The sequence below is a fragment of the Streptomyces sp. NPDC003300 genome, assembly GCF_040610915.1.
Taxonomy (GTDB): domain Bacteria; phylum Actinomycetota; class Actinomycetes; order Streptomycetales; family Streptomycetaceae; genus Actinacidiphila.
In genome coordinates, this window is sequence record NZ_JBEXNE010000012.1 from 168,538 (window position 1) to 191,010 (window position 22,473).

At 73.0% G+C, this 22,473-nt stretch carries 26 protein-coding genes and 1 riboswitch; of the genes, 12 read left to right on the top strand and 14 right to left on the bottom strand.

Translation table 11 applies throughout. The annotated features are described in order from the left end of the window. Positions 1–156: 156 nt before the first annotated feature. A complete protein-coding gene (locus ABZX65_RS19730; protein WP_355341148.1) occupies positions 157–882 on the top strand; it encodes a lysophospholipid acyltransferase family protein in 726 nt (241 codons plus the stop codon). 186 nt (positions 883–1,068) lie between these two features. Continuing rightward, positions 1,069–2,112 (top strand): NAD-dependent epimerase/dehydratase family protein, encoded by a 1,044-nt coding sequence (locus ABZX65_RS19735; protein ID WP_355341150.1) that lies wholly within the window; start codon positions 1,069–1,071, stop codon positions 2,110–2,112. 21 nt (positions 2,113–2,133) lie between these two features. Here the strand turns inward: ABZX65_RS19735 and ABZX65_RS19740 are convergent, their stop codons facing one another. Next, positions 2,134–2,736, bottom strand: coding sequence for a DUF1707 domain-containing protein (locus ABZX65_RS19740; protein ID WP_355341153.1), 603 nt, complete (start codon positions 2,734–2,736; stop codon positions 2,134–2,136). Positions 2,737–2,928: 192 nt separating this feature from the next. Between ABZX65_RS19740 and ABZX65_RS19745 the strand changes: the two genes are divergently transcribed. Beyond that, on the top strand, positions 2,929–3,783 hold the full coding sequence (locus tag ABZX65_RS19745) for a TIGR02452 family protein (protein WP_355341156.1): 855 nt from the start codon (positions 2,929–2,931) through the stop codon (positions 3,781–3,783). 120 nt (positions 3,784–3,903) lie between these two features. Here ABZX65_RS19745 and ABZX65_RS19750 read toward each other — a convergent pair whose 3' ends face one another. The 8 genes from ABZX65_RS19750 to ABZX65_RS19785 all read right to left on the bottom strand — a co-directional run bounded on the left by ABZX65_RS19750 (position 3,904) and on the right by ABZX65_RS19785 (position 10,756). Next, positions 3,904–5,505: an alpha/beta hydrolase gene (locus tag ABZX65_RS19750; protein ID WP_355341159.1), complete on the bottom strand. Its 1,602-nt coding sequence runs from the start codon at positions 5,503–5,505 to the stop codon at positions 3,904–3,906. 193 nt (positions 5,506–5,698) lie between these two features. Further along, positions 5,699–6,526, bottom strand: coding sequence for an urease accessory protein UreD (locus ABZX65_RS19755; RefSeq protein WP_355341162.1), 828 nt, complete (start codon positions 6,524–6,526; stop codon positions 5,699–5,701). Beyond that, on the bottom strand, positions 6,523–7,224 hold the full coding sequence (gene ureG, locus ABZX65_RS19760; protein ID WP_355341165.1) for an urease accessory protein UreG: 702 nt from the start codon (positions 7,222–7,224) through the stop codon (positions 6,523–6,525). The genes ABZX65_RS19755 and ureG overlap by 4 nt, the downstream gene beginning before the upstream one ends. Before the next feature lie 93 nt (positions 7,225–7,317). Beyond that, positions 7,318–8,031 carry an urease accessory UreF family protein gene (locus ABZX65_RS19765; RefSeq protein WP_355341168.1) on the bottom strand — a complete coding sequence of 238 codons (714 nt, stop codon included), beginning with the start codon at positions 8,029–8,031 and terminating at the stop codon, positions 7,318–7,320. Between the two features lie 4 nt (positions 8,032–8,035). Beyond that, positions 8,036–9,757 carry an urease subunit alpha gene (locus tag ABZX65_RS19770; protein WP_355341171.1) on the bottom strand — a complete coding sequence of 574 codons (1,722 nt, stop codon included), beginning with the start codon at positions 9,755–9,757 and terminating at the stop codon, positions 8,036–8,038. Further along, the gene (locus ABZX65_RS19775; protein WP_355341174.1) at positions 9,750–10,061 is read right to left on the bottom strand and encodes an urease subunit beta; all 312 of its coding nucleotides are present in this window, start codon (positions 10,059–10,061) and stop codon (positions 9,750–9,752) included. Before ABZX65_RS19775 ends, ABZX65_RS19770 begins: the two co-directional genes overlap by 8 nt. 14 nt (positions 10,062–10,075) lie before the next feature. Further along, a complete protein-coding gene (locus ABZX65_RS19780) occupies positions 10,076–10,378 on the bottom strand; it encodes an urease subunit gamma (protein ID WP_355341177.1) in 303 nt (100 codons plus the stop codon). An 87-nt stretch (positions 10,379–10,465) separates the two neighbouring features. Further along, positions 10,466–10,756 (bottom strand): type II toxin-antitoxin system Phd/YefM family antitoxin, encoded by a 291-nt coding sequence (locus tag ABZX65_RS19785; protein ID WP_188285531.1) that lies wholly within the window; start codon positions 10,754–10,756, stop codon positions 10,466–10,468. Positions 10,757–10,841: 85 nt separating this feature from the next. On the opposite strand from ABZX65_RS19785, the gene ABZX65_RS19790 reads away from it, so the two are divergent. The 3 genes from ABZX65_RS19790 (at position 10,842) to ABZX65_RS19800 (ending at position 12,902) form a co-directional block, all read left to right on the top strand. Further along, positions 10,842–11,477, top strand: coding sequence for an ATP-dependent Clp protease proteolytic subunit (locus ABZX65_RS19790; RefSeq protein ID WP_355341360.1), 636 nt, complete (start codon positions 10,842–10,844; stop codon positions 11,475–11,477). A gap of 6 nt (positions 11,478–11,483) precedes the next feature. Further along, a complete protein-coding gene (locus ABZX65_RS19795) occupies positions 11,484–11,804 on the top strand; it encodes a hypothetical protein (protein WP_188285530.1) in 321 nt (106 codons plus the stop codon). 492 nt (positions 11,805–12,296) lie between these two features. Further along, a riboswitch (cyclic di-AMP (ydaO/yuaA leader) is annotated at positions 12,297–12,425 on the top strand. A 3-nt stretch (positions 12,426–12,428) separates the two neighbouring features. Beyond that, positions 12,429–12,902, top strand: a complete 474-nt coding sequence (locus ABZX65_RS19800; RefSeq protein WP_355341181.1) for a C40 family peptidase — start codon at positions 12,429–12,431, stop codon at positions 12,900–12,902. A 242-nt stretch (positions 12,903–13,144) separates the two neighbouring features. On the opposite strand, the gene ABZX65_RS19805 is transcribed toward ABZX65_RS19800, so the two are convergent. After that, positions 13,145–13,870 carry an ADP-ribosyltransferase gene (locus tag ABZX65_RS19805; protein ID WP_355341184.1) on the bottom strand — a complete coding sequence of 242 codons (726 nt, stop codon included), beginning with the start codon at positions 13,868–13,870 and terminating at the stop codon, positions 13,145–13,147. 97 nt (positions 13,871–13,967) lie between these two features. On the opposite strand from ABZX65_RS19805, the gene ABZX65_RS19810 reads away from it, so the two are divergent. After that, entirely contained in the window at positions 13,968–14,717 is a 750-nt protein-coding gene (locus tag ABZX65_RS19810) for a GNAT family N-acetyltransferase (RefSeq protein WP_355341187.1), read from the top strand. Positions 14,718–14,731: 14 nt separating this feature from the next. On the opposite strand, the gene ABZX65_RS19815 is transcribed toward ABZX65_RS19810, so the two are convergent. Further along, positions 14,732–15,160 carry an ATP-binding protein gene (locus ABZX65_RS19815; protein ID WP_355341190.1) on the bottom strand — a complete coding sequence of 143 codons (429 nt, stop codon included), beginning with the start codon at positions 15,158–15,160 and terminating at the stop codon, positions 14,732–14,734. 253 nt (positions 15,161–15,413) lie between these two features. On the opposite strand from ABZX65_RS19815, the gene ABZX65_RS19820 reads away from it, so the two are divergent. Next, positions 15,414–16,283 (top strand): helix-turn-helix transcriptional regulator, encoded by an 870-nt coding sequence (locus ABZX65_RS19820; RefSeq protein ID WP_355341193.1) that lies wholly within the window; start codon positions 15,414–15,416, stop codon positions 16,281–16,283. 11 nt (positions 16,284–16,294) lie between these two features. Continuing rightward, positions 16,295–16,528 carry a DUF397 domain-containing protein gene (locus tag ABZX65_RS19825; protein WP_355341196.1) on the top strand — a complete coding sequence of 78 codons (234 nt, stop codon included), beginning with the start codon at positions 16,295–16,297 and terminating at the stop codon, positions 16,526–16,528. 46 nt (positions 16,529–16,574) lie between these two features. Here the strand turns inward: ABZX65_RS19825 and ABZX65_RS19830 are convergent, their stop codons facing one another. Further along, complete coding sequence (locus ABZX65_RS19830; protein WP_355341363.1) at positions 16,575–17,726, bottom strand: 8-amino-7-oxononanoate synthase; 1,152 nt, start codon at positions 17,724–17,726, stop codon at positions 16,575–16,577. A 372-nt stretch (positions 17,727–18,098) separates the two neighbouring features. On the opposite strand from ABZX65_RS19830, the gene bioB reads away from it, so the two are divergent. The 3 genes from bioB (at position 18,099) to bioD (ending at position 21,610) form a co-directional block, all read left to right on the top strand. Then, positions 18,099–19,340 carry a biotin synthase BioB gene (gene bioB, locus ABZX65_RS19835; RefSeq protein WP_355341199.1) on the top strand — a complete coding sequence of 414 codons (1,242 nt, stop codon included), beginning with the start codon at positions 18,099–18,101 and terminating at the stop codon, positions 19,338–19,340. After that, a complete protein-coding gene (locus tag ABZX65_RS19840) occupies positions 19,333–20,658 on the top strand; it encodes an adenosylmethionine--8-amino-7-oxononanoate transaminase (protein ID WP_355341202.1) in 1,326 nt (441 codons plus the stop codon). Before bioB ends, ABZX65_RS19840 begins: the two co-directional genes overlap by 8 nt. Positions 20,659–20,878: 220 nt before the next feature. Beyond that, positions 20,879–21,610 (top strand): dethiobiotin synthase, encoded by a 732-nt coding sequence (bioD, locus tag ABZX65_RS19845; RefSeq protein WP_355341205.1) that lies wholly within the window; start codon positions 20,879–20,881, stop codon positions 21,608–21,610. Between the two features lie 92 nt (positions 21,611–21,702). On the opposite strand, the gene ABZX65_RS19850 is transcribed toward bioD, so the two are convergent. Next, a complete protein-coding gene (locus ABZX65_RS19850; protein WP_355341208.1) occupies positions 21,703–22,107 on the bottom strand; it encodes a fic family toxin-antitoxin system, toxin component in 405 nt (134 codons plus the stop codon). Further along, complete coding sequence (locus ABZX65_RS19855; RefSeq protein WP_355341211.1) at positions 22,104–22,343, bottom strand: antitoxin; 240 nt, start codon at positions 22,341–22,343, stop codon at positions 22,104–22,106. The genes ABZX65_RS19850 and ABZX65_RS19855 overlap by 4 nt, the downstream gene beginning before the upstream one ends. Positions 22,344–22,473 lie beyond the last annotated feature (130 nt).

A 22,473-nucleotide genomic window follows, 5' to 3' on the forward strand; every position in this document is an offset into this window, starting at 1 on the left:
GAGAACCGTGCGTACGCCCCGGGCCGGGCAAAGGCGCGGGTCGCGGGCGTGCTCCGGGCTCGCGCGGCGGGGGCGCGGGCACTACTCTGCCGGGGCACCGAGGATCGGGGCACCGCTCTCCGGGCGCACCGGGACGGGTCAGGGGAGGCAGCCACCGTGTTCTACCGACTGCTCAAGTACGTGGTCCTCGGGCCGCTGTTGCGGCTGATGTTCCGGCCCCGGATCGAGGGGATGGAGAACATCCCCGAGAGCGGCCGGGCGATCATCGCGGGCAATCACCTGTCGTTCACCGACCATTTCGTGATGCCCGCGATCCTGCCGCGCCGCATCACCTTCCTGGCCAAGGCCGAGTACTTCACCGGTCCCGGTCTGAAGGGGCGGCTGACGGCGGCGTTCTTCCGCAGCGTCGGACAGATCCCGGTCGACCGGTCGGGCGGCAAGGCGTCGCAGGCGGCCGTCACCGCGGCGATCGAGGTCCTGGAGCGTGACGAGCTGCTGGGCATCTACCCGGAGGGCACCCGCTCGCACGACGGCCGGCTGTACCGCGGCAGGACCGGCGTCGCGCTGATGGCGCTGCGCGCCCAGGCCCCCGTGATCCCCTGCGCGGTGCTCGGCACCTTCGAACTCCAACCGCCGGGACGGAAGTTCCCGCGGATCGGCCGGGTCACCATCCGCTTCGGCGAGCCGCTGGACTTCAGCCGCTTCTTCGGCATGGAGGAAGAGCGGTACGTGGTGCGGTCGGTGACCGACGAGATCATGTACGCGATCATGGCGATGTCCGGGCAGGAGTACGTGGACCGGTACGCGGGCGAGGTGAAGGCCGAGCAGGCGGCGCTCGCGCAGGGCGGCACCGGGGGGCGGCTGCGCCGCAAGTCGTCCTGATCCGGGGCCTGTTCCCGCCCCGCCGGGATTGCGCCGCGCCCCGCCGGGACCCCGCCACGCGCTGCCGGGGCTCCGCCTCGCGCTGCCGGGGCTCCGCCTCGCGCTGTCGGGGTTGCGCCGAGGGCGAATCCGCGCAGGGCGAACCCCTCTGGTCCGCGCGGTGCCCGCCCGCATAGCGTCCTCACCATGACGGGAACCGCGTTCGTGATCGGCGCTTCTGGACAGATCGGGCGGCAGGCCGTACGCGCCCTGGCCGCGGACGGCTGGCAGGTGACGGCCGCCTCGCGCGGCGGCGGCTCGGACGAGGGGTGGCCGCCGGGCGTGCGTACGGTCCGGGTCGACCGCTCGGACAGCGCCGCGCTGGCCGCGGCGCTCGGCGACGGCTGCGACGTCCTGCTGGACTGTGTGGCCTACGACGGCGCCGACGCACGGCAGTTGCTGTCGCTGTCCGACCGGATCGGTTCCGCGGTGGTGATCTCCAGCGCGGCGGTGTACGAGGACGAGGCGGGCCGCAATTTCGACACGCAGGCCGAGCCGGACGGCTCCCCGCGCTTTCCTGTGCCGCTCCCGGAGACCTGCGCGACGGTCGCGCCGGGCCCCGCGACGTACGGCACCCGCAAGGTCGAGTTGGAGCGGACGCTGCTGGAGGCGGGCGACCGGCTGCCGTCGACGCTGCTGCGCGCCGGGGCGATCCACGGCCCGCACAGTCCGCTGCCGCGTGAGATGTACTTCGTCAAACGCGCGCTGGACGGCCGTCCGGTGCGGGTGCTGGCGTACGGGGGCAGGAGCCGGTTCCATCCGGTGCACGCGTCGAACATCGCCGAGCTGGTCCGGCTGGCGGCGGCGAAGCCGGGCTCCCGCGCGCTCAACGCCGGTGATCCGCAGGTGCCGACGGTCGCGGAGATCTCCGCCGCGGTGGACCGCGCGCTCGGCGTGACCAGCGAGACCGTGCTGGTGGACGGGCCGCCGCCGGAGCCGACCGTGGGCGACACTCCGTGGGGCATGCCGTACCCGATGGTGCTGGACATGTCGGCGGCCGAGCGGGAACTGGGCTACCGCGCGGTCACCTCGTACGAGGAGTCGCTGCCGGGGACGGTGGCCTGGCTGGCGGCGGAGCTGGACAAGGCGGACTGGCGCGAGGTGTTCCCGCTGCCGGCGCGGCTGTCGGAGCACGGCGACTGGTTCGACTACGCGGCCGAGGACCGCTGGCTGGCCGGGCGCGGGGCGTGACGCCCGGTCGGCGCCGCGGCGTCAGCGGCCGTCCCGCCAGGGCCACTTGAAGCGGCGCATCACCCGGACGTGGCCGAAGACGGAGCGTCCGGTGATCCGTACGACCGGTCCGTCCACGCCGCTCTTGTCGCTGCGGCGGCCGTGCTGGGAGCGCTTGCCGAACAGCGCCGTGCCGACGTCGTAGACCTGCGCGTGGTCGGGGACGATGACCTCGACCTTGCCGAAGAAGGAGTCGGCCTGGATGACCACCTCGCGGCGGGTGAACACCGCCTGCCGCAGGTCGATCACGACGGCGCCGAAGCTGGCCCGTACGACGGTGTGCGGCGGCACCGGCCACTGGCCCGAGCGGCGGACCTTGCTGAACAGCGCCCGCACCGCCTCGTTGTCGGCGGGCGAGGCGAGCGGGGCGCCGGGCGCGGGGGCGGGCAGGTCGGCGGTGAGCGGCGCCAAGTCGCCGCGGGTCCTGGCGGCGTAGGCCGCCTCCATCCGCTCGGCGTGCTCCTCGGCGGTCAGCCGGCCCGCGGCGAAGGCCTCCGCCAGCAGCGCCGCCGTACGGTCGCGCTCGTCGTCGGACGCCCGCATCCTCGGCTCGCCGGAACGCGCCTTCGGGGACAGCTCGGACACGGCACTACCTCCCAGGGAAACGGAACGCGACTCACGCTATATCGCGTCTACTGCCGCCCGCAAGAAGCCGGCCGGAAGGCCGGACGAAGCCGTACGACGTCCGGGATCAGCCCGTACGGATCGGCCCGACGGCCGCCGCGACCGCCCGAATTCACTCGCGCCGGAGCCCGTACACGCCCTACCGTCCTGGGCATGAGTGCTCGTCTGCGGAACATCGCCACGGAGAATCAGCGGATCGCGGCGGAGGGCGGGTACGACTCCCCGGCCGGACGGTACGTCCCGCTCGGCGAGGCCGTCGCGGCGGCGGCCGACGGGACCCGGATGTACGGTCCCGCGCCGGTCGCGGTCCCCGGCGAGGGAGCGTGGGGCGACGGGCCCGTGCGCTGCGAGGTGACGCCGGAGAGCAGCATGGAGGCGGCGGCCAGGCTGGTCGCGGCAGACGCCGCGGGCGGCGCGGTGGCCGTGCTCAACTTCGCCTCCGCACGCAACCCCGGCGGCGGTTACGTCAAGGGAGCGCAGGCGCAGGAGGAGGCGCTGTGTCGTTCCTCCGCGCTCTACACCTGTCTGCTGCGCGCGCCCGAGTTCTACGCCCACCACCGGGCGGACACCGATGTCTTCTACAGCGACCGCGTCATCCACTCCCCCGCCGTGCCGGTCTTCCGCGACGACAGCGGCACGCTGCTCGACGTGCCGTACACCGTCGGCTTCCTCACCTCGCCCGCGCCGAACGCCGGGGTCATCGCGCGCACGACGCCCGAGCGCGTGCCCCTCGTCGGAGCGGCCCTCGACGCGCGCGCCGAGCGGGTCCTGGAGGTGGCCGCCGTACACGGCTACCGGCGGCTGGTGCTGGGCGCCTGGGGCTGCGGGGTCTTCATGAACGACCCGGCGCGGGTGGCCGCCGCCTTCGCCCGGCTGCTGACCGGCGACGGCCGCTTCGTGGGCGCCTTCGACCAGGCCGTCTTCGCGGTCCTGGACCGGCGCGGGGCCTCCCCCACCCGTGCGGCCTTCGCCGCCGCCTTCACCGACACCGCCGCGAAGCGGCCGTAGCCGTACCGCGGTCGTCGTCGCCCCGTGTCGGCGCGGCCGTCACGCCGGACGCGCGGCGGGCGGCCCACCGCACCGTGAAGGTGGGTGGACCGCCCGTACGCGGTCTCGCCGTTCCTCGCGCTAAGACGCGGCGGGTACGGGTGCGGCGTGGGGTCCGCACACCACGTCGTGGGCGTCGACCGTGCCCGTCAACAGATAGCTCTCGACACGGGAGTTGATGCACGGGTTCACCAGGTTGGTGACGCCGTGCGAGCCCGCGTCCTTCTCGGTGATCAAGCGGGAGCCCGCCAGGCGGCGGTGGAGTTCGAGCGCCCCGGTGTAGGGGGTCGCCGCGTCCCTGGTGCTCTGCACGATCAGCACGGCGGGCAGCCCGTGGTGCGAGCGGACGTCCACCGGGCGCTGCTGCTTGACGCCCCAGGTGGCGCACGGCAGGTTCAGCCAGGCGTTCTCCCACGTCAGGAAGGGGTACTTGGCGTGCAGCGCGGTGTTGTCCCGGTCCCATGTGCGCCAATTCGTGGGCCACTTGGCGTCGGTGCACTCCACCGCGGTGTACACGGCGTTGCTGTTCTCGGCCGAGATGTTGCCCGCGGTGTCGGACAGGTCGGGCGCCGCCGCGTCGAGCAGCGCCTGGGTGTCACCCGCCTCGTAGCGGCTCCAGACGCCCGCGACCGTGGCCCACGTCGAGTCGTAGTAGGGCGCGTTTTGGAAGAAGCCGAGGAGTTCGTTCGGCCCGACGACGCCGCCGATCGGGTGGCTCTTGGCGGCGGCGCGCAGCGCGAGCCACTTCTGCTCGACCTTCGCGGGCGTGTCGCCGAGGTGGTAGACGGAGTCGTACGTCGCGACCCACGCCTCCCAGTCGTCCCAGCGGCCCTGGAAGGCCACGTCCTGGTCCAGGTTGTTCCGGTACCAGATCTGGTCCTGCGCCGGGTTGACGACGCTGTCCACGATCAACCGGCGCACGTGCGTCGGGAAGAGCGTCGCGTAGACCGCGCCGAGGTACGTGCCGTAGGAGACGCCCAGGTAGTTGAGCTTCTTCTCGTGCAGCGCGGCGCGGATGACGTCCAGGTCGCGGGCGGTGTTCTGCGTGGTCATCTGGGAGAGCGTCCGCGCGCCGGTGCGCTCCAGGCAGCCGTCGGCGTACTCGGCGGCGAGCTTGCGCTGTGCGAGCTTGTCGGCCTCGCTGTCCGGCACCGGGTCGGCCTTGGGGGCTTTCACGTACTCCTGCGGGTCCTCGCAGGAGATCGGGGCGGAGTGGCCGACGCCGCGCGGGTCGAAGCCCACGAAGTCGTACGCCTTCGCCGTCTTGACCCACAGCGCGGAGGAGGTGGTGACCCGGACCGGGAAGCGCAGTCCCGAACCGCCGGGACCGCCCGGGTTGTAGATCAGCGCGCCCTGCCGTTCGGCCGGGGTACCGGTGTTGCCCGCCCGGTCCACGGCCAGCTTGACGGTCGCACCGAACGGCTTGCCGTAGTCGACGGGCACGGTCACATAGCCGCAGGTGATCGGCGACGGAATGTTCCAACTCGCCGGGCAGGCAGCCCAGTCGATGCCCTTGCGGGCGGCGTTCGCGGCGGCGATCACCACGCCGACGGACTCGGGTACGGTGACGGACCGCGCCGATCTCGACGGCTGGTCGTGCGACTGTGCGGTGGCCGCCGGGGCGGCTGCGATGGCGCCCGCGATCAGGGCGCCGGTGGAGACGAGCACGATCGTGCGTCTCAAGGCGGAAACTCCCCTCCTGGTCCGTGGCTTGTGGCCACGGTGGTCACAGATGCTGCGGAGCGAATCCTTTCCCCTGTGAGTCGCCTGTGAACAGGCCAGGCGGGTGATTCTTCATCAAAGTGTGATTCTGCGGACGAGTTGGGCGTGAGGTGGCTGCCGCCGCACGGGTGACGGCCGTTTACCCGGACACGCCCTAATCGGCCGGGGCGCTCGCGGCCCGGACGGCCGCCAGACCGGCGTCCAGCAGACGGCGCAGGCGCAGGCCGTCCGCGGCCACCGCGGTGATCAACGCGGCGGGGCCCGCGAGCGGGGTGACGGCCGCCCGGCCTTCGGCGGGGTCGGCGGGCAGCGTGCGGGCGACGGCCGGGAGGTCGGCGAAGCCGGGTTCGATCAGCAGGAGTTGGCCGACTGCCCGGTAGCGGCCGAGGACGGCCGGTCCGTCCCAGCCGGTGGGGGCGCCGGGGCCGAAGCGGAGTTCCTGGTCCAGGAGCGGGCGGCCGTCGAGGTGGGCGGTCAGCCGGGTGCTGAGGCGGCCGGGGGGTTCCGCGTGGCGGCCGAGGATCTGTTCGTCCCGCAGCAGGAGGCGCGCGCCGGGGGCGAGGTCCACGCGGGTGGTCATCCGCAGGTCGCTGCGGTGGGCGGCGATCACCGGCTCGGGCAGCCAGCGCAGCGCGCCACCGGCCCGTACGGTCAGCCGCACGTCGTACGTCGCCCGCCCGCCGTCCCGCCCCGGCAGGGACACCGTGGCCGCGGCGGACCCCACCGCGAGCCGTGCGCCCTGCCCCACCTCCGCCTCGATCCGCAGCCGGTCGCCGCCGAGCGGCGCGCTCATCGCGCCGACCACCATCACTCCGGCCCCTTCGCCGTCGGTGCCGCCGACGACCCGGCTGCGCCGCAGCGCCAGCGGTCCGTCACCGGCCAGCACGGGCAGCGCCGTACCGCCGTGCCCGTCGGGGGCGGCGACGATCCGCGCCGTGGCGACGACACCGCGCGCGGTGTCGCGGACCGCCACGTCGTTCACGCCGTCGTCGCGGGGACGGCGGCCCAGGCGGCCAGGCGGTCGCCCACCCAGGCGGCGACCGGGGCGACGCCGTCGGGGGCGGCGACGGAGGTGAGGACGACCGGCAGGCCGCCGCGCTGGGCGGCGGCGTCGCGGGACATGCGGGTGAGGTCGGCGCCGACGTAGGGGGCGAGGTCGGTCTTGTTGATCACGAGGAGGTCGGCGGTGGTGACGCCGGGGCCGCCCTTGCGGGGGATGTCGTCGCCGCCCGCCACGTCGATGACGAAGATCTGCGCGTCCACCAGTCCCTTGGAGAAGGTGGCGGTCAGATTGTCGCCGCCGGACTCGACGAGGATGAGGTCGAGCGGGCCGACCGCGTCCTCCAGGTCCTCGACGGCTTCGAGATTCGCGGAGATGTCGTCCCGGATCGCGGTGTGCGGGCACGCGCCGGTCTCCACGGCGGCGATCCGTTCGGCGGGCAGCACCGCGTTGCGCAGCAGGAATTCGGCGTCCTCGCGCGTGTAGATGTCATTGGTGACCACGGCGATCGACAGGTCGTCGCGCAGTCTGCGGCACAGCGCCGCGACGGTCGCGGTCTTGCCGGACCCGACCGGGCCGCCGAGCCCGATCCGCAGCGCGCGCCGCCTTCCGTCGGCGCGGACGGCGGGCGAGGAGTGCGCGTACCGCTCGGGGAAGGTCTCGGGGTGGTCGAGATGCATGGTCAACTCCGTTGGTGCGGACGGCGTTCGGAACCGGGCGGCGGATGAGGCTGCGGATCGGGAGGCGGATCGGGAGGCGGGTCAGGAGGCGGGTCAGGAGGCGAAGAGGCGTACGGGCCAGGCGGCGTGGTCCTGTGCGGCAAGGTCGAGCAGCGGCGCGGACGCGGCGGGCAGCACGTCCGGGCCTTCGGCGAGGGCGCGTTCGGCGGCGAGCGCCGCCGCGGCGGCCGCCTCGTCGACGCACGGTGCCAGCCGGGCGAGTACGGCCGCGGCGTGGAAGGGGTCGAGGCTCAGCAGCCGTACGGCGGCGGTCGCGGGCCCGCTGACGGACTCGTAGGCGGCGACGTGTGCCGCGTCCTGCGGGAGCAGGCCGGCGGCGCGGGCGGTGACGCCGAGGACGACGGGCTGGTGGGCGCCGCGCGGGCGGGCGGCGGCGAGCTGGTCGAGCGCGGGTGCGGGCCAGGCGGCGCGGGCGGCGCGCAGGAGCTGGCGGCCGAGCTTGCGGGAGGTGGTGCGCAGGGCGGGCGAGGGGGTGCGGGCGTCGGCCGCCGCGTCCAGGACGAGCGGGTCGAGGCCGAAGGTCGCCGCCGCGGCCAGTGCGGCGGCGACCAGTCCAGTGGTGTGCAGACGGCCCCGGCAGAAGTCCGCCAGGGTCGCCGCGTCCCGCACCCGGCCGTCCGCGACCGCGGCCTCCGCGCCGCCGGAGTGCGCGTGGCCGCCGGCCGGAAAGCGGCCGTCGGCGAGCAGCAGCAGGGCGGCGCGCGCGGCCGGTGTCGTGGTCGTAGGGGGCGGTGTCGTCGGGGTCATGGTCTCAGAAGAGGAAGTACCGCTGGGACATGGGGAGTTCCGGCGCGGGCGCGGGCTCCACGACCTCGCCGTCGATCCGTACGGTGAACGTGTCGGGTTCGACCTCGACTCTCGGCAGCGCGTCGTTCTCCCGCATGTCGGCCTTGGTCAGGGCGCGTGTACTGCGGATCGGCACGAACTCCTTGCCGAGGCCGAGGCGTTCGGGCAGGCCGTCCTCCAGCGCCGCCTCGTTGACGAAGTTGACGGAGTTGGCGGCGGGCGCGGCGCCGACCGCGCCGAACATCGGCCGGGGAAGCACGGGTTGGGGGGTGGGGATGGACGCGTTGGCGTCGCCCATCTGGGCGTAGGCGATCTGCCCGCCCTTGATGACGAGTTGCGGCTTGACCCCGAAGAACGCCGGTTCCCACAGCACCAGGTCCGCGAGCTTCCCGGCCTCGACGGAGCCGATCTCGTGGTCGAGACCCTGCGCGACCGCGGGGTTGATGGTGTATTTGGCGACATAGCGCCGGGCGCGGTGGTTGTCGGCCGCGCCGTCGCCGGGGAGCGCGCCGCGCCGTCGCTTCATCACGTGCGCGGTCTGCCAGGTGCGCAGGGCGACTTCGCCGATCCGGCCCATGGCCTGTGAATCGGAGCTGATGATGCTGATCGCGCCGAGGTCGTGCAGGACGTCCTCGGCGGCGATGGTCGACGGGCGGATCCGGGACTCGGCGAAGGCGAGGTCCTCGGGGACCGACGGGTTGAGGTGGTGGCAGACCATCAGCATGTCGAGGTGCTCCTCGACGGTGTTGACGGTGTGCGGCCGGGTCGGGTTGGTCGAGGACGGCAGCACGTGCGGCTGCGAGACCACGGTGATGATGTCGGGCGCGTGCCCGCCGCCCGCGCCTTCGGTGTGGTAGGCGTGGATGCCCCGGCCCGCGATGGCGGCCAGGGTGTCCTCGACGAATCCGGCCTCGTTCAACGTGTCGGTGTGGATGGCCAGTTGGGCGCCGGTCCGCTCACAGACCGTCAGGCAGGCGTCGATGGCGGCGGGGGTGGCGCCCCAGTCCTCGTGGATCTTGAACCCGACGGCTCCGGCGCGCAGTTGGTCGTGCATGGACCGCTGGTTGACGGTGTTGCCCTTGCCGAGCAGCCCTACGTTGACCGGGTACGCCTCCAGGCCCGCGAACATCCGCGCCAGGTGCCAGCCGCCGGGCGTGACGGTGGTCGCCTTGGTGCCCTCGGCCGGTCCCGTGCCCCCGCCGATGACGGTGGTGACGCCCGCCGACAGGGCCTGCGGCAGCAGCGTCGGCGAGATGAAGTGGACGTGCGCGTCGATGGTGCCCGCGGTGAGGATCTTGCCGTTGCCCGCGATGATCTCGGTCTCGGGGCCGATGACGAGGTCGGGGTGGACGCCGTCCATCGTCTCGGGGTTGCCCGCCTTGCCCAGCGCGGTGATCCGGCCGTCGCGGATGCCGATGTCCGCCTTGACCACGCCCCAGTGGTCGAGGACGACGGCGCCGGTGATGACGGTGTCGGGCGCGCCCTCCGCGCGGCTGGTGCGCGCCTGGCCCATCGACTCGCGGATCACCTTGCCGCCGCCGAAGACGGCTTCGTCGCCCGCGAGTCCCGGCCCGCCCGCCAGGTCGCGTTCGACCTCGATCAGCAGGTCGGTGTCGGCCAGCCGGACCCGGTCCCCGGTGGTGGGGCCGTAGAGGTCGGCGTATACGGCCCTCGAGAGGTCAGCCATCGAGCGCCCCCGCGGTCTCGCCGCGCAGCCCGGCCACGACGCGCTGTCCGGCGATCGGCACGAGTTCGACCTCGGCGGGGATGCCGGGCTCGAAGCGTACGGCGGTGCCCGCGGCGATGTTCAGCCGCAGGCCGCGGGCGGCGGCGCGGTCGAACTCCAGACCGGGGTTGGCCTCGGCGAAGTGGTAGTGCGAGCCGACCTGGACGGGCCGGTCGGCCGCGTTGAGAACGGTGAGGCGGGTCACCGGACGGCCCGCGTTGAGCGGCACGGGCGCGTCCGCGCTGAGGATCTCTCCGGGGATCATGGCGCTCCTGCCCGTCAGACGATCGGCTGGTGGACGGTGACGAGCTTGGTGCCGTCGGGGAACGTGGCCTCGACCTGCACGTCGTGGATCATCTCGGGGATGCCGTCCATGACGTCGGCGCGGGTCAGCACGGTGCGCCCGGACTCCATCAGTTCCGAGACGCCGCGGCCGTCGCGGGCCCCTTCGAGCAGATGCGCGGTGATGAGCGCGACCGCCTCGGGGTGGTTGAGCCGCAGCCCGCGGGCGCGCCGCTTGGCCGCCACGTCCGCGGCGACATGGATGAGCAGGCGTTCCTGCTCGTGGGGGGTCAACTGCACAGCCACACCTCACAGTCGTCAGAACCCGCGAGATTAGTTCGACGCGGTTTCGACTGCGTTAACCCCTGTTACGGGCGGCGGTCGCTGTTACGGACGACGGTCGCCGGTCTGGTGACCCCGGTGCTCGGCCGCGATGCCGAACCGTCGGCGTTCGCCCGTGGCGGACGTACGGGAGCCGACGGCGGAGACCGTACTGATCACCTGCTCCTCGGCCTGCTCGTCGAGATCACGCAGTCGTTGCAGGTCAGCGGCGGACACCAGGGCGACGAGGGGCTTGCCGTGGCGGGTCAGCACCACCTGTTCGCCGCCGTAGACCACGCGGTTGATCAGTTCCGCGAGCTCGGCACGCGCTTGTGTCACCGGGACGTCATGGGTCATGCTCCCCATCATAACGAGATGTACGTCCTGTACATTTTGGCCTGTGGCCAGTTCCTGCGCCCAGATCCGCCCGGAGGTGCACGCCGTGTTCCGTCCCACCGCCCGCTACGTCCTGCCCGAGTTCACCGAACGCAGCAGCAACGGCGTCCGCACGATGGACCCGTACTCCAAGCTGCTCCAGGAGCGGATCATCTTCCTGGGCACCCAGGTCGACGACACCTCGGCGAACGACGTGATGGCCCAGCTCATCCACCTGGAGAACGCCGCCCCCGAGCAGGACATCAACCTCTACATCAACTCGCCCGGCGGCTCGTTCTCGGCGATGACCGCCATCTACGACACGATGCAGTTCGTCACCTGCGACGTGGCGACGGTCTGCATCGGGCAGGCCGCCTCGGCCGCGGCCGTGCTGCTGGCGGCGGGCGCGCCGGGCAAGCGCATGATCACTCCGGGCGCGCGGGTGCTGATCCACCAGCCGTCGCTCGGCGAGGTGGTCCAGGGGCCCATCTCGGACCTGGAGATCCAGGCCAACGAACTGCTGCGCACCCGCGAGCAGTTGGAGACGCTGCTGGCCCGGCACACCGGCCAGGACATCGAGCGGATCCGTACCGACATCGAGCGGGACAAGGTCCTCGACGGCGAAGAGGCCGTCGCCTACGGGCTGGTGGACAAGCTGACCACCAGCCGCAAGACCAACGGCCCCGCGTACGGCCTGCGGTGACCCGCGGTGGTCCCGGAACTGCCGCCGCTTCCGGCGCTCACCCGCTCCGAGGGTGAGCTGATCGACTCCTACCTGGAGGTCGTCGATCTGCTCGGCCGGATCAATCCGTCCCGCACCGCCGACACCTACAGCGCCCTGCGGGCCGCCCAGGCGCTAGTGGGCCGGGCGACCGCGCTGCGCGACGCGCTGACCGTGATGCACATGCGGGGCGAGACCGAACTGCACCACGCCACGCTGGCCCGCGCCCTGCGGGTGCTGGACGGCGAGCGGCGGTCGGGGCTGGTGGCGCTGGCGCCCGATCCGGCCGCGGGACCGCCGCCCGCGTGAGGCTGGTGCGGACAGCGCGGCCCGTGCGGTCCGTGCGGACGTTGGTGTGAGCCTCGCGCGGTCCGCCGACGGGGAGCTCGCGCGGCACGCCGACGCAGGCCAGGTGTGAGCGCGGTCACTCTGCGCGCTCGAAACCGTCGGCACTGCACCAAAGGGGCTCATCCCATCGGCGTATTCACCGCCGATTCATGCTCTCCGGCCGAATTGCGCGCACCGGCCAAAACCGCCCATCCTCCGTCACATATCCGCAGGTCAGATGATGCGACCGGAGGCGCGGACCGGGTGATTCGCCCCGGTGTCCACCCGAATAGGTGAGTCGTGACCTGACTCACACCGCGCGTTTCCCGCCCGGCTGTGGCCGGTTCTGTGCGTCACCATCCGTAGTGACGACAAGCCCTCGCCGCCGTGGCGGGGCGGTCCACGCGGACGCCCAGTCCCGCCGCCGCGTGGACGTCAGGTCGACATGAGTGCACCGGCGGGAGCGGAGGACCCAGGTACGACGGGTCGGTCACGGCACAGCGCCGGAGCCGTCCCTTGGGGTGAAGCCGCACCACGCGGCCGGGCATCTTCGCCAGCCCGAACCCGACAGGTCATCCTTCGGAGGCTGATGACGAAGGGTTGCGCATGTTCGCGCTCAAGTGCATCTCCGGACGGCTGTCCCGGCTCGGGACGGCCTCCGTGCTCACCGCCACAGCGGTCGCACTGCCCGCGCTGCTGCCGGGCACCGCCCAGCAGGCCGAGGCCGCGACGATGGGCGTGAAGGCCCTGAACGTGGCGGCGTCGAAGAAGGGCTCGCCCTACCAGTGGGGCGCCACCGGCCCGAACCGCTTCGACTGCTCGGGGCTGACGCTGTACTCGTTCAAGCGCGCGGGCAAGAAGCTGCCGCGTACCGCGGCCGCCCAGTACAACAGCACCCGGCACATCTCGTCGGGTGCCCGCCGCGTCGGTGACCTGGTGTTCTTCCACACCGGCCGGTCCATTTACCACGTCGGGATCTACGCCGGGAGCGGCCGGATCTGGCACGCCCCCAAGACCGGCGCCAGGGTCCGGCTGGAAAGGATCTGGACCAGCGCCGTCTGGTACGGGCGGGTGGCGTGACCCGGACGGCCGATTCCGGCCGCGCCGCGTATCGCGCCCGTACGGCGTATACGGTCCGGGGAGCGGTGGGCACTCGCCGCCGCGCGGCCCGGCCGTCGTCCGGCCCGAACAGCGGCCCGGAGCCGTAGGACAGTGCGGGCCGGCGGCTCGGGTGCGACGGGGGCGACCCGCCGCACCCCCTTCAGCGGCGTGGACAGCCGGTCCGGCCGGGGGTACCGCTCCCCCGGCCGGATCGGGGACGGTCAGCCCGCCGGGAGCAGCACCGGCGCGAGCGGACGCGGCGCCGGAATCCCGCGCCACGGCACGTAGTACGGGTTGCGTACGCAGCCGGCCAGGTCCTCGTCCTTGGTCGCCTTGTCGACGGGACAGGCGCCGACGATGAAGCGCCGGGCGAGGCCGCCGGGGAAGGCGACCTCGTGCTGGTCGGCCCACTTGTGGGTGTCACCGATCGTGGCGTTGACGTCGATGCCGCCGGGCGCGTCCACGTAGTAGTTGAAGCCGGGCTTCCACTGCTTGTAGAGGTCGTGGTCGTAGGTGGTGCTCACGAACGGCGACGGCTGGTTCTTCAGCACGTACGCCGCGAGGTCGTACTGCCCGTCCTGCGCGGCCTTGGGCTGGAAGCCCTCCTGGAAGACCACGGCGGGGGCGCGGCCGTCCGAGCGGAACAGCTCCCCGCACGTGCGGCGGTAGGACGGCTCGGGGGTGATGCGCTCGACGTCGACGCTGCGGTCGGCGGCGGCGAACAGCGGGTCGTGGACCACCGGGCACCAGCCGTCGTCGCCCGCGGGGGCGGGACGGGGCACGAGGGACGTGGAGGGCGCGGACAGGGCGGTGGGCGCCGCGGGGGACAGGGGTCCGGAGGCGACGGCCGACGCGGTCTCCGACGTGGCCGCGGTCTGCGCGGCGAGTACGGCGGTCAGGGTAAGCGCGCCGGTCGTGAGAAGCGACCGGACTCGGTTCTTGATCATGACGCACAGACTCGCGGGACCGGCCCCGCGATCGGCCGCATGTCACCCGATCGTAGGCGCGTCCGGCCACGTACGGGACGGCTGAGAGGATGGTCGGATGAGCTCGCCGACCACCGCGGCGCACCGCGCCGGGCCCTCCCTGCGGTCCCTGCTGGACGCCGCCGCGCGAGGCGACTTCCCGCCCGCCGACGGGACCGTCACCTTCGTCGCCCAGCCGTCGGCCCGCGACGCCGGAGTCATCGCCTTCACCGCCCACACCGTGGTCTTCGCCGACATCGCCGACGCGTCGGGGACGGCGGGTACGGGGAGTACGGGGAGTACGGCGGGTACGGCCGAATGCCCGGCGCCCGAAGACACCGGTGCCGGTCTCCGTGCCCTGCTCCCGCCCGACGACCTGTCCGCTCCGCTCAACCCGCCTTTCCTGACCGCTCTTTGCGCCCGCACCGGCCGTGTGGTCAACAACCTCGACCTGCTGGCCCTGGCCGCCCGGCTGCCGGGCCCGCCCCCGCTCCCCCTCACCGAGACCACCGACCGCTCCCATCCGCGGATCGTGCGGGCGCTCCAGCACCGCGACGACGTGCGGGCCTGGACCGCGCCCGGCGGCACCGTCCTCATCGGCCGCGGTGTGGCGGGCCGTTGGGAGACCGCCGTCGAGGTGGACCCGGACGCCCGCGGCAAGGGCCTCGGCCGCCTTCTCGCCCTCGCGGCCCGTCATCTGGTCCCGGACGGCGCGCCGTTGTGGGCCCAGATCGCCCCGGGCAACGCGGCCAGCGTGCGGGCCTTCCTCGCCGCCGGTTTCGCACCGGTCGGAGCCGAGGCGCTGCTGGTGCCGCCGACGCGCCCGTGAACAGCGCCCGTCGCTCAGGCCACCGGGACCGCCCAGGGGATCGTGATCCAGACCGTCTTGCCGCCCTCGTCGGTCGGCGTGATCCGCAGCCTGCCGCCGGACTCCGCCGCCAGATGCCGAATGATCACCATCCCGCGCCCGTTGTCCTGCTGGACCGCCGCGGGCAGCCGCTGGGGCCAGCGCGGGTGGCTGTCGGTCACGCCGATCAGCAACTGCTCCTGCCGTTCGAGACGCACGTCCACGGTGAAGGTCGGCGACATTCCCGAGGTGTGCAGCACCGCGTTGGTGGCCAGCTCGGAGACGATCAGGCGCACGGCGTCGACCGAGGGGGCGTCCGACGGCAGTCCCCATTCGGCGAGTCGGGCGCAGACATAGCGCCGGGCCGCCGGTACCGAGGCAGGGTCGCTCGGCAGAGTGACGGAAGCTTCCTGCAGATCTGCCATGGCGACATCGTTCCTTTCCCATCCCACCGCGGACCGGGGTATCGGCGCGGGCTCTCCGGGCCACGCCCGGAAGTGGCTGGTTCGCGCCAGACTGCCACTAATCGTGCCGCCGTTTCGGACGGTCCACCGCGCAATGCATATATCTGTCGCTCAAATCGGTGAACTCTGCTACGTGGATACGCATTTGGTCGGCACACTGTCGTAATGACCGCCCGACTACCGGCATCCCTCACTTCAGGAGGTGCGAGAGGCCATGGAACGGGTCCCCGCCGTACGACGACGCAAGCTCGGCGGCGAACTGCGCCGACTCCGCGACCTGTCCGGAATGACCAGCGAGCAGGTCGCCGAGGCGGCCGGCTGGCACCAGTCGAAAGTCAGCCGTATCGAGACCGGCCGCAGCAGCGTCAGCGCCGAGGACGTCGATGTGCTGCTCGACGTCTACGAGGTGCGCGACCGCGATCTGCGCGACCTGCTGGGCACGCTGGCAGGTCAGGGCAGACAGCGCGGCTGGTGGCAGGACTTCCGCGACGTACTGCCCGTGGAGTACCGCGACTTCATCAGCCTGGAGGCGGGTGCCAGCCGGGCCCGCTCGATGGAGAACAGCGTGGTGCCCGGCCTGCTCCAGACCCCCGCCTACGCCCGGGCGCTCACCCGCGACGTCATGCCGCATCTGACCCGGAGCGAGGCCGGCGCACTGGTCGACGTGCGGATCGCCCGGCAGGCGGTGCTGCGCCAGGACGAGCCGCTGGAGCTGTGGGCCGTGCTGGACGAGGCCGTGCTGCGCCGCGTGGTCGGCGGCCCCGCGGTCATGTCCGATCAGTTGCGGTCACTGGAACGCGCCGCCGCGCTGCCGCAGATCCGGCTCCAGGTGCTGCCCTTCGGCGCCGGGGGCCACATAGGAGTTACGGGTTCGTTCGTTATCTTCTCATTTCCGCGCATCGCTGATCTCGACGTGGTTGTTATCGATCATTTGACGAGTAGTCTCTACGTCGATCGAAAAGAAGACATCACCGCTTACGGCGCCGCTTTCACCCGATTGAGCAACATTGCCCTTCCTCGCGACGAGTCCGTCGCGTTGATCAGTAAGATCGCCGGGGAGATGTCGCGATTCGCAGGCGCATAAAGGAGGCCACCATGGCGGCACAGTCCGGGTACGTTTCCTCGAGCGCGTCGATTTCCGGCGTGACATGGCGGAGGAGCAGTCACAGCACCGCCGCGAACAACTGCGTGGAGACCGCGAGACTGGCCTCGGGGCTGCTCGCCGTCCGCGATTCCAAGGACCAGGAGGGGCCCGCGCTGCTCTTCCCACCGGGTGCCTGGTCGCACTTCGTCGGGGCGCTGCGCCGGGACGACCTAGGCCCCGCGTAGGACCGGGTCGGTTCCTGCGGCGGACGGACGGCGGCGGGCCGCGCCCTCAACCGCGCGGCGCCGTACGGACGATGACGTCCACCGCGCCCGCGACCTGCGCGTCCGTCAGGTCGCAGCGCGCGGTCAGCCGCAGCCGGGACACCCCGTCGGGGACGGACGGCGGCCGGAAGCAGCCGACGGCCAGACCCGCGGCCCGGCACCGGGCCGCCCACTCGACGGCCGCCTCGGGCGAGGGCGCGCGCACCGACACCACACAGGCGTCGGGCGCGGTCGCGTCCAACTCCGCGGCGGTCAGCATCCGGTGGAAGGCGCGGGCCACGTGCAACGCGCGGTCGGCGCGCTCCGGCTCGCGCCGCAGCAGCCGCAGCGCGCCGAGGGCGGCGCCCGCCGCGGCCGGGGCGAGACCGGTGTCGAAGATGAAGGTGCGGGCGGCGTTGACCAAGTGCTCGATGACGGCCGCGGGGCCGACTACCACACCGCCCTGCGCGCCGAACGCCTTCGACAGCGTCGCCGTGCTCACCACGTCGGGGGCCCCGGCGAGTCCGGCCGCCGCGAGCGCGCCGCGCCCGCCCTCGCCCAGCACGCCGAAGCCGTGCGCGTCGTCGACGAGCAGCGCGGCGCCGTACTCGCGGCAGGCCGCGGCGAGCGCGGGCAGCGGCGCCGCGTCGCCGTCCACCGAGAACACCGAGTCACTGACGACGACGGAGGGCGCTCCCCCGGACCGGGACGCGTCGGCGTCCCGCCGGGCCCGCGCGCCGAGCGCCTTGCGTACGGCCTCGGGGTCGGCGTGCGGCACCACTTCGGTGGTGGCGCGCGACAGGCGGCAGCCGTCGATCAGTGAGGCGTGGTTGGCGGCGTCGGAGACCAGCAGGGTGTCGGGACCGGTCAGCGCGGTGACGGCGGCGAGGTTGGCGGCGTAGCCGGAGGCGAGGACCAGGGCCGCCTCGAAGCCGGTGAAGTCGGCGATCTCCGCTTCGAGTTCCGCGTGCAGCGCGGTGCTGCCGGTGACCAGCCGGGAGCCGGTGGCGCCCGCGCCCCATCGCAGGCAGGCGTCGGCGCCCGCCTGCGTGACCTCGGGGTGCCGGGTCAGGCCGAGGTAGTCGTTGCCCGCGAGGTCGAGCAGTTCCCAGTCCGCCGGGCGGGGGCGCAACTCCCGCCGGAGCCCGGCCTCGCGCCTGATCCGGTCCTGTTCGGCGATCCAGCCGAAGGGACCTGACGGGTCGGCGGTGCCGCTCCCGGCGGAGGCGTGCGGGTCGGCGGGGTCGGTGCTCTTCACGGGTGTCCCTGGGGTCGGCGGGTCGATGGATCGGGTGGATCGGGTGGATCGGTGCGCGAGCCGGTCGGGCGGATCGGCGGCTTTTCGGTTCAGCGGTTCTTCGGCTCAGCGTTTCAGTGGCAGTTCGGTTCAGCGGCACTTCTGGTCGGGCCGCGCGCCCCCTCACACGGACGTCATCAGCAACGTACTGGCCCGCACACATGCACAGGGTGTGGTGATGCACACACCAGTAGCCACCCGAGTTGTGCGGTCCGCCATTGGCCGCGGGTGCCGTCGTGCGCGAGGATCGCCCCTATGGATCTGCTGACCACTCTCGTGGACAAGGGGCTGCGGCGCGAGCTGCCCACCAGGGACGAGGCGCTTGCCGTCCTCGCGACCTCCGACGACGAACTGCTCGACGTGGTGGCCGCCGCGGGCAAGGTGCGCCGCCAGTGGTTCGGACGCCGGGTCAAGCTGAACTACCTGGTCAACCTCAAGTCCGGGCTGTGCCCCGAGGACTGCTCGTACTGTTCGCAGCGGCTCGGCTCGAAGGCCGAGATCCTCAAGTACACCTGGCTCAAGCCCGACGAGGCCGCCGCGGCGGCGCGCGCCGGGGTGGCGGGCGGCGCCAAGCGGGTGTGCCTGGTGGCGAGCGGGCGCGGTCCCACCGACCGCGACGTGGACCGGGTCTCGGCGACCATCGCGGCCATCAAGGACCAGAACGAGGACGTCGAGGTGTGCGCCTGCCTCGGCCTGCTCTCCGGCGGCCAGGCCGAGCGGCTGCGGACGGCGGGCGCGGACGCGTACAACCACAACCTCAACACCTCCGAGAACACCTACGGCGACATCACCACGACGCACACCTACGCCGACCGTGTGGACACCGTGCGGCAGGCGCAGGCCGCCGGGCTGTCCGCGTGCTCGGGGCTGATCGCGGGCATGGGCGAGAGCGACGCGGACCTGGTGGACGTGGTGTTCTCGCTGCGCGCGCTCGACCCGGACTCGGTGCCGGTGAACTTCCTGATCCCGTTCGAGGGCACGCCGCTGGCCAAGGAGTGGAATCTCACCCCGCAGCGCTGCCTGCGCATCCTGGCGATGACGCGGTTCGTCTGCCCGGACGTCGAGGTACGGCTCGCGGGCGGCCGTGAGGTGCACCTGCGCACGATGCAGCCGCTCGCCCTGCACCTGGTCAACTCGATCTTCCTGGGCGACTATCTGACCAGCGAGGGCCAGGCGGGCCAGGCCGACCTCGACATGATCGCCGACGCGGGCTTCGAGGTGGAGGGCGCGGGGACGTCCACGCTGCCCGTGCACCGCGCCGACGTCGCGGAGGCGGCGACCGGCTGCGGTTCCCACGCTTCCGGCTCCGTGTGCGGCTCGCACGAAGGCGGCTGCGGCCCCTGCGGCCACGCCGAGGACGCGGCACCCGCCGCGAGCGCGGCGCCCGTGCGGACCGAGACGGTGCGGACGGAACCGGTACGCGCCGAGGGCCCGCGCCCCGATCTGGTGGCGGTACGGCGACGCGGCGCGGGGACGGACCTGCCGCCCAATGCCTGAGCCCTGCCCCTCGCCCGACGCGCCGCTCGACCCGGACACGCTGCTGGCGCTGGACCGGGAGCACGTCTGGCATCCGTACGGCCCGATGCCCGGCCGTCAGGAGCCGCTTGTCGTCGCGTCCGCCTCCGGCGTACGGCTGCGGCTCGCGGCGCCCGCCGAGGGCCGTACCGAACTGGTCGACGGCATGTCGTCGTGGTGGTCGGCGATCCACGGCTACCGGCACCCCGTGCTGGACGACGCGGCGCACGCCCAGCTCGACCGGATGAGTCATGTGATGTTCGGCGGGCTCACGCACGAGCCCGCCGTACGTCTCGCGGCCAAGCTGGTGGAGATCACGCCGGAGCCGCTGCGGCATGTCTTCCTCGCCGACTCGGGTTCCGTGTCGGTCGAGGTCGCGATCAAGATGTGCCTCCAGTACTGGCGTTCGCTGGGCAGGCCGGGCAAACAGCGGCTGCTGACCTGGCGCGGCGGCTACCACGGGGACACCTGGCAGCCGATGTCGGTGTGCGATCCGGACGGCGGCATGCACGAGCTGTGGTCGGGCGTGCTGCCCCGGCAGATCTTCGCCGACGCCCCGCCGCCCGGCTTCGACGCGGCGCCCGACGCCGTGTACACCGCGCATCTGCGGGAGTTGATCGGACGGCACGCCGACGAGCTGGCCGCCGTCATCGTCGAGCCGGTGGTGCAGGGCGCGGGCGGCATGTCCTTCCACTCCCCCGAGTACCTGCGGGTGCTGCGGGAGGCGTGCGACGAACACGACGTCCTGCTGGTCTTCGACGAGATCGCCACCGGTTTCGGCCGCACCGGCACACTCTTCGCGGCCGAGCACGCCGGGGTCTGCCCCGATGTGATGTGCGTCGGCAAGGCGTTGACCGGCGGCTATCTCACGATGGCGGCGGCGCTGTGCACCGGCGAGGTCGCCGAGGGCATCTCGCGCGGCGAGGTGCCGGTGCTGGCGCACGGCCCGACCTTCATGGGCAATCCGCTGGCCGCCGCCGTCGCCTGCGCCTCCGTCGACCTGCTGCTCGACCACGACTGGGCGTTGGAGGTCAAGCGCATCGAGTCCGGGCTGCGCGAGGGCCTGGACGGGGTCGCCGCGCTGCCCGGTGTCCGCGATGTGCGGGTGCTCGGCGCGATCGGCGTCGTCCAGCTCGACCACCCGGTCGACATGGCGGCGGCCACCGCCGCCGCGGTGCGCGCCGGGGTGTGGCTGCGGCCCTTCCGCGACCTCGTCTACACGATGCCGCCCTATGTGACGGGCGACGACGACGTGGCGCGGATCTGCGCGGCGGTACGGGACGCGGCCGTCGCGGGCTGACCGGGCCGCGTCCTTGGCGGCAGGCGCACGGCATCCGACATACCGCGCGCCGTACGGCATACGTCGTACGAGCTGACCGCGCTCGTCACCAATTGGGCGGAATGAGCGGTCCCGGCACGGGTACGAGGCGCGCCGGGACCGTACGCTCCGGGCACACGCGCGGCGCCCGGAGCGGCACGGCGACATGACATGGCACGGCAACGAGGAACGGAGCGACACCATGGCCATCGTGGTCATCACCGGAACGGGTACCGAGGTCGGCAAGACGGTGGCCACCGCCGCCGTGGCCGCCGCGTCGCTCGCGCAGGGGCTGAGCGTGGCCGTGCTCAAGCCCGCCCAGACGGGCGTGGCGGACGGCGAGCAGGGGGACGCCGCGGAGGTGGCCAGGCTCGCGGGTCCGGTGACGGCGGCCGAACTGGCCCGCTACCCCGAGCCGTTGGCGCCCGCGACGGCGGCCCGCCGCGCCGGACTGCGGCCGGTGGGCCCCGAGGACATCGCGGAGGCGGCGGCCAAACTGTCCGCGGTGCACGACGTCGTGCTGGTCGAGGGCGCGGGCGGGCTGCTGGTCCGCTACGACGAGCAGGGCTCGACCCTCGCCGACGCGGCGGCGCTGCTGCGGGCGCGTGTGCTGCTGGTCGCCCCGGCCGGGCTCGGCACCCTCAACAGCACGGCGCTGACCGTCGAAGCGCTCAGCGCCCGCAAGGTCGACTGCATCGGTGTGATCATCGGAAGCTGGCGGGCCGAGCCGGAGCTGGCCGAGCGCTGCAACATCGCGGACCTGCCCGAGGTCGCGCAGGCGCCGCTGCTCGGCGCGCTGCCGGAAGCCGCCGGCGCCCTGTCCCCCGCCGCCTTCCGCACCGCCGCCCCCGACTGGCTGGCCCCGCAGCTCGGCGGCACCTGGGACGCGGCCGCCTTCGCGGAGGTCTTCGCCCCGGCGCCGTACAAGGCGTAGGCGCGCGGGGCATCGCCGTACAGGGCGCAGCCGTACGTACGGGCGACCGCGAGCGGGCGCAGCCGTACGTACGGGCGACCGCGAGCGCGCCGCTACCCGACCTGTCCGGCCGGGCCCAGCTCCGCCTCCGTCGTCCAGGTGCGCAGCTCGTCGGCTATCCGGTCCAGCGGCGCCGAGCCGTCCTTCACCAGCCGGGCCAGGTCACGTACCTGTTCCGGCGTCATGGAGGGCTTGAGGCGGCTGGCGACGAGGTAGGCGTAGGCCACGGCCGAGGCGAACAGCGCGTTCGTCTCCTCCAGCGCCGGGACGTGCACGAGCAACTGGAGCATGGCGGCGGCGCGGGTGTGGGTGTCGGTGTAGACGGGCGTGCCGAAGATCTCCGCGTCGTGCCTGCTGACGGCCGCGACGAGCGCGCCCCAGTCGGTCACCTGCGGGTCGCCCGGCGTGTAGTGCTCGGCGACCATCAGCAGCCATGCGAGGTCGATACGGAGGGTCAACGCGCGCCTTCACCCCGGGCGGCCGCCCGGGTGCCGAACTCCTCGGCGAAGACCTCTTCGTAACGCTTCATGAAGTCGGCGGCGGCCTCGACGAATGCCTTGCCGTTCTCGCCCTCGTCCTGCTGGACGAGTTCCTCGATATAGCGGTTCACACTGATACCGCGCTGCGACGCGCGCTGCCGGGCCGTCTCGGCCGTGGCTTCGTCCACCCGAACGTTCAACTGGGTCTTCGACATGCGTCCACGCTAGCGCCGTGGCGCTAGTAGCGGCAAGGGCGCCTTCCGCGGCAACGCCGGGAACCTCCCGCGCCCCCCGGGGACGGATCGGGGCCTTCGACCGTTGGCAGGGCATGAACGACATTCATCT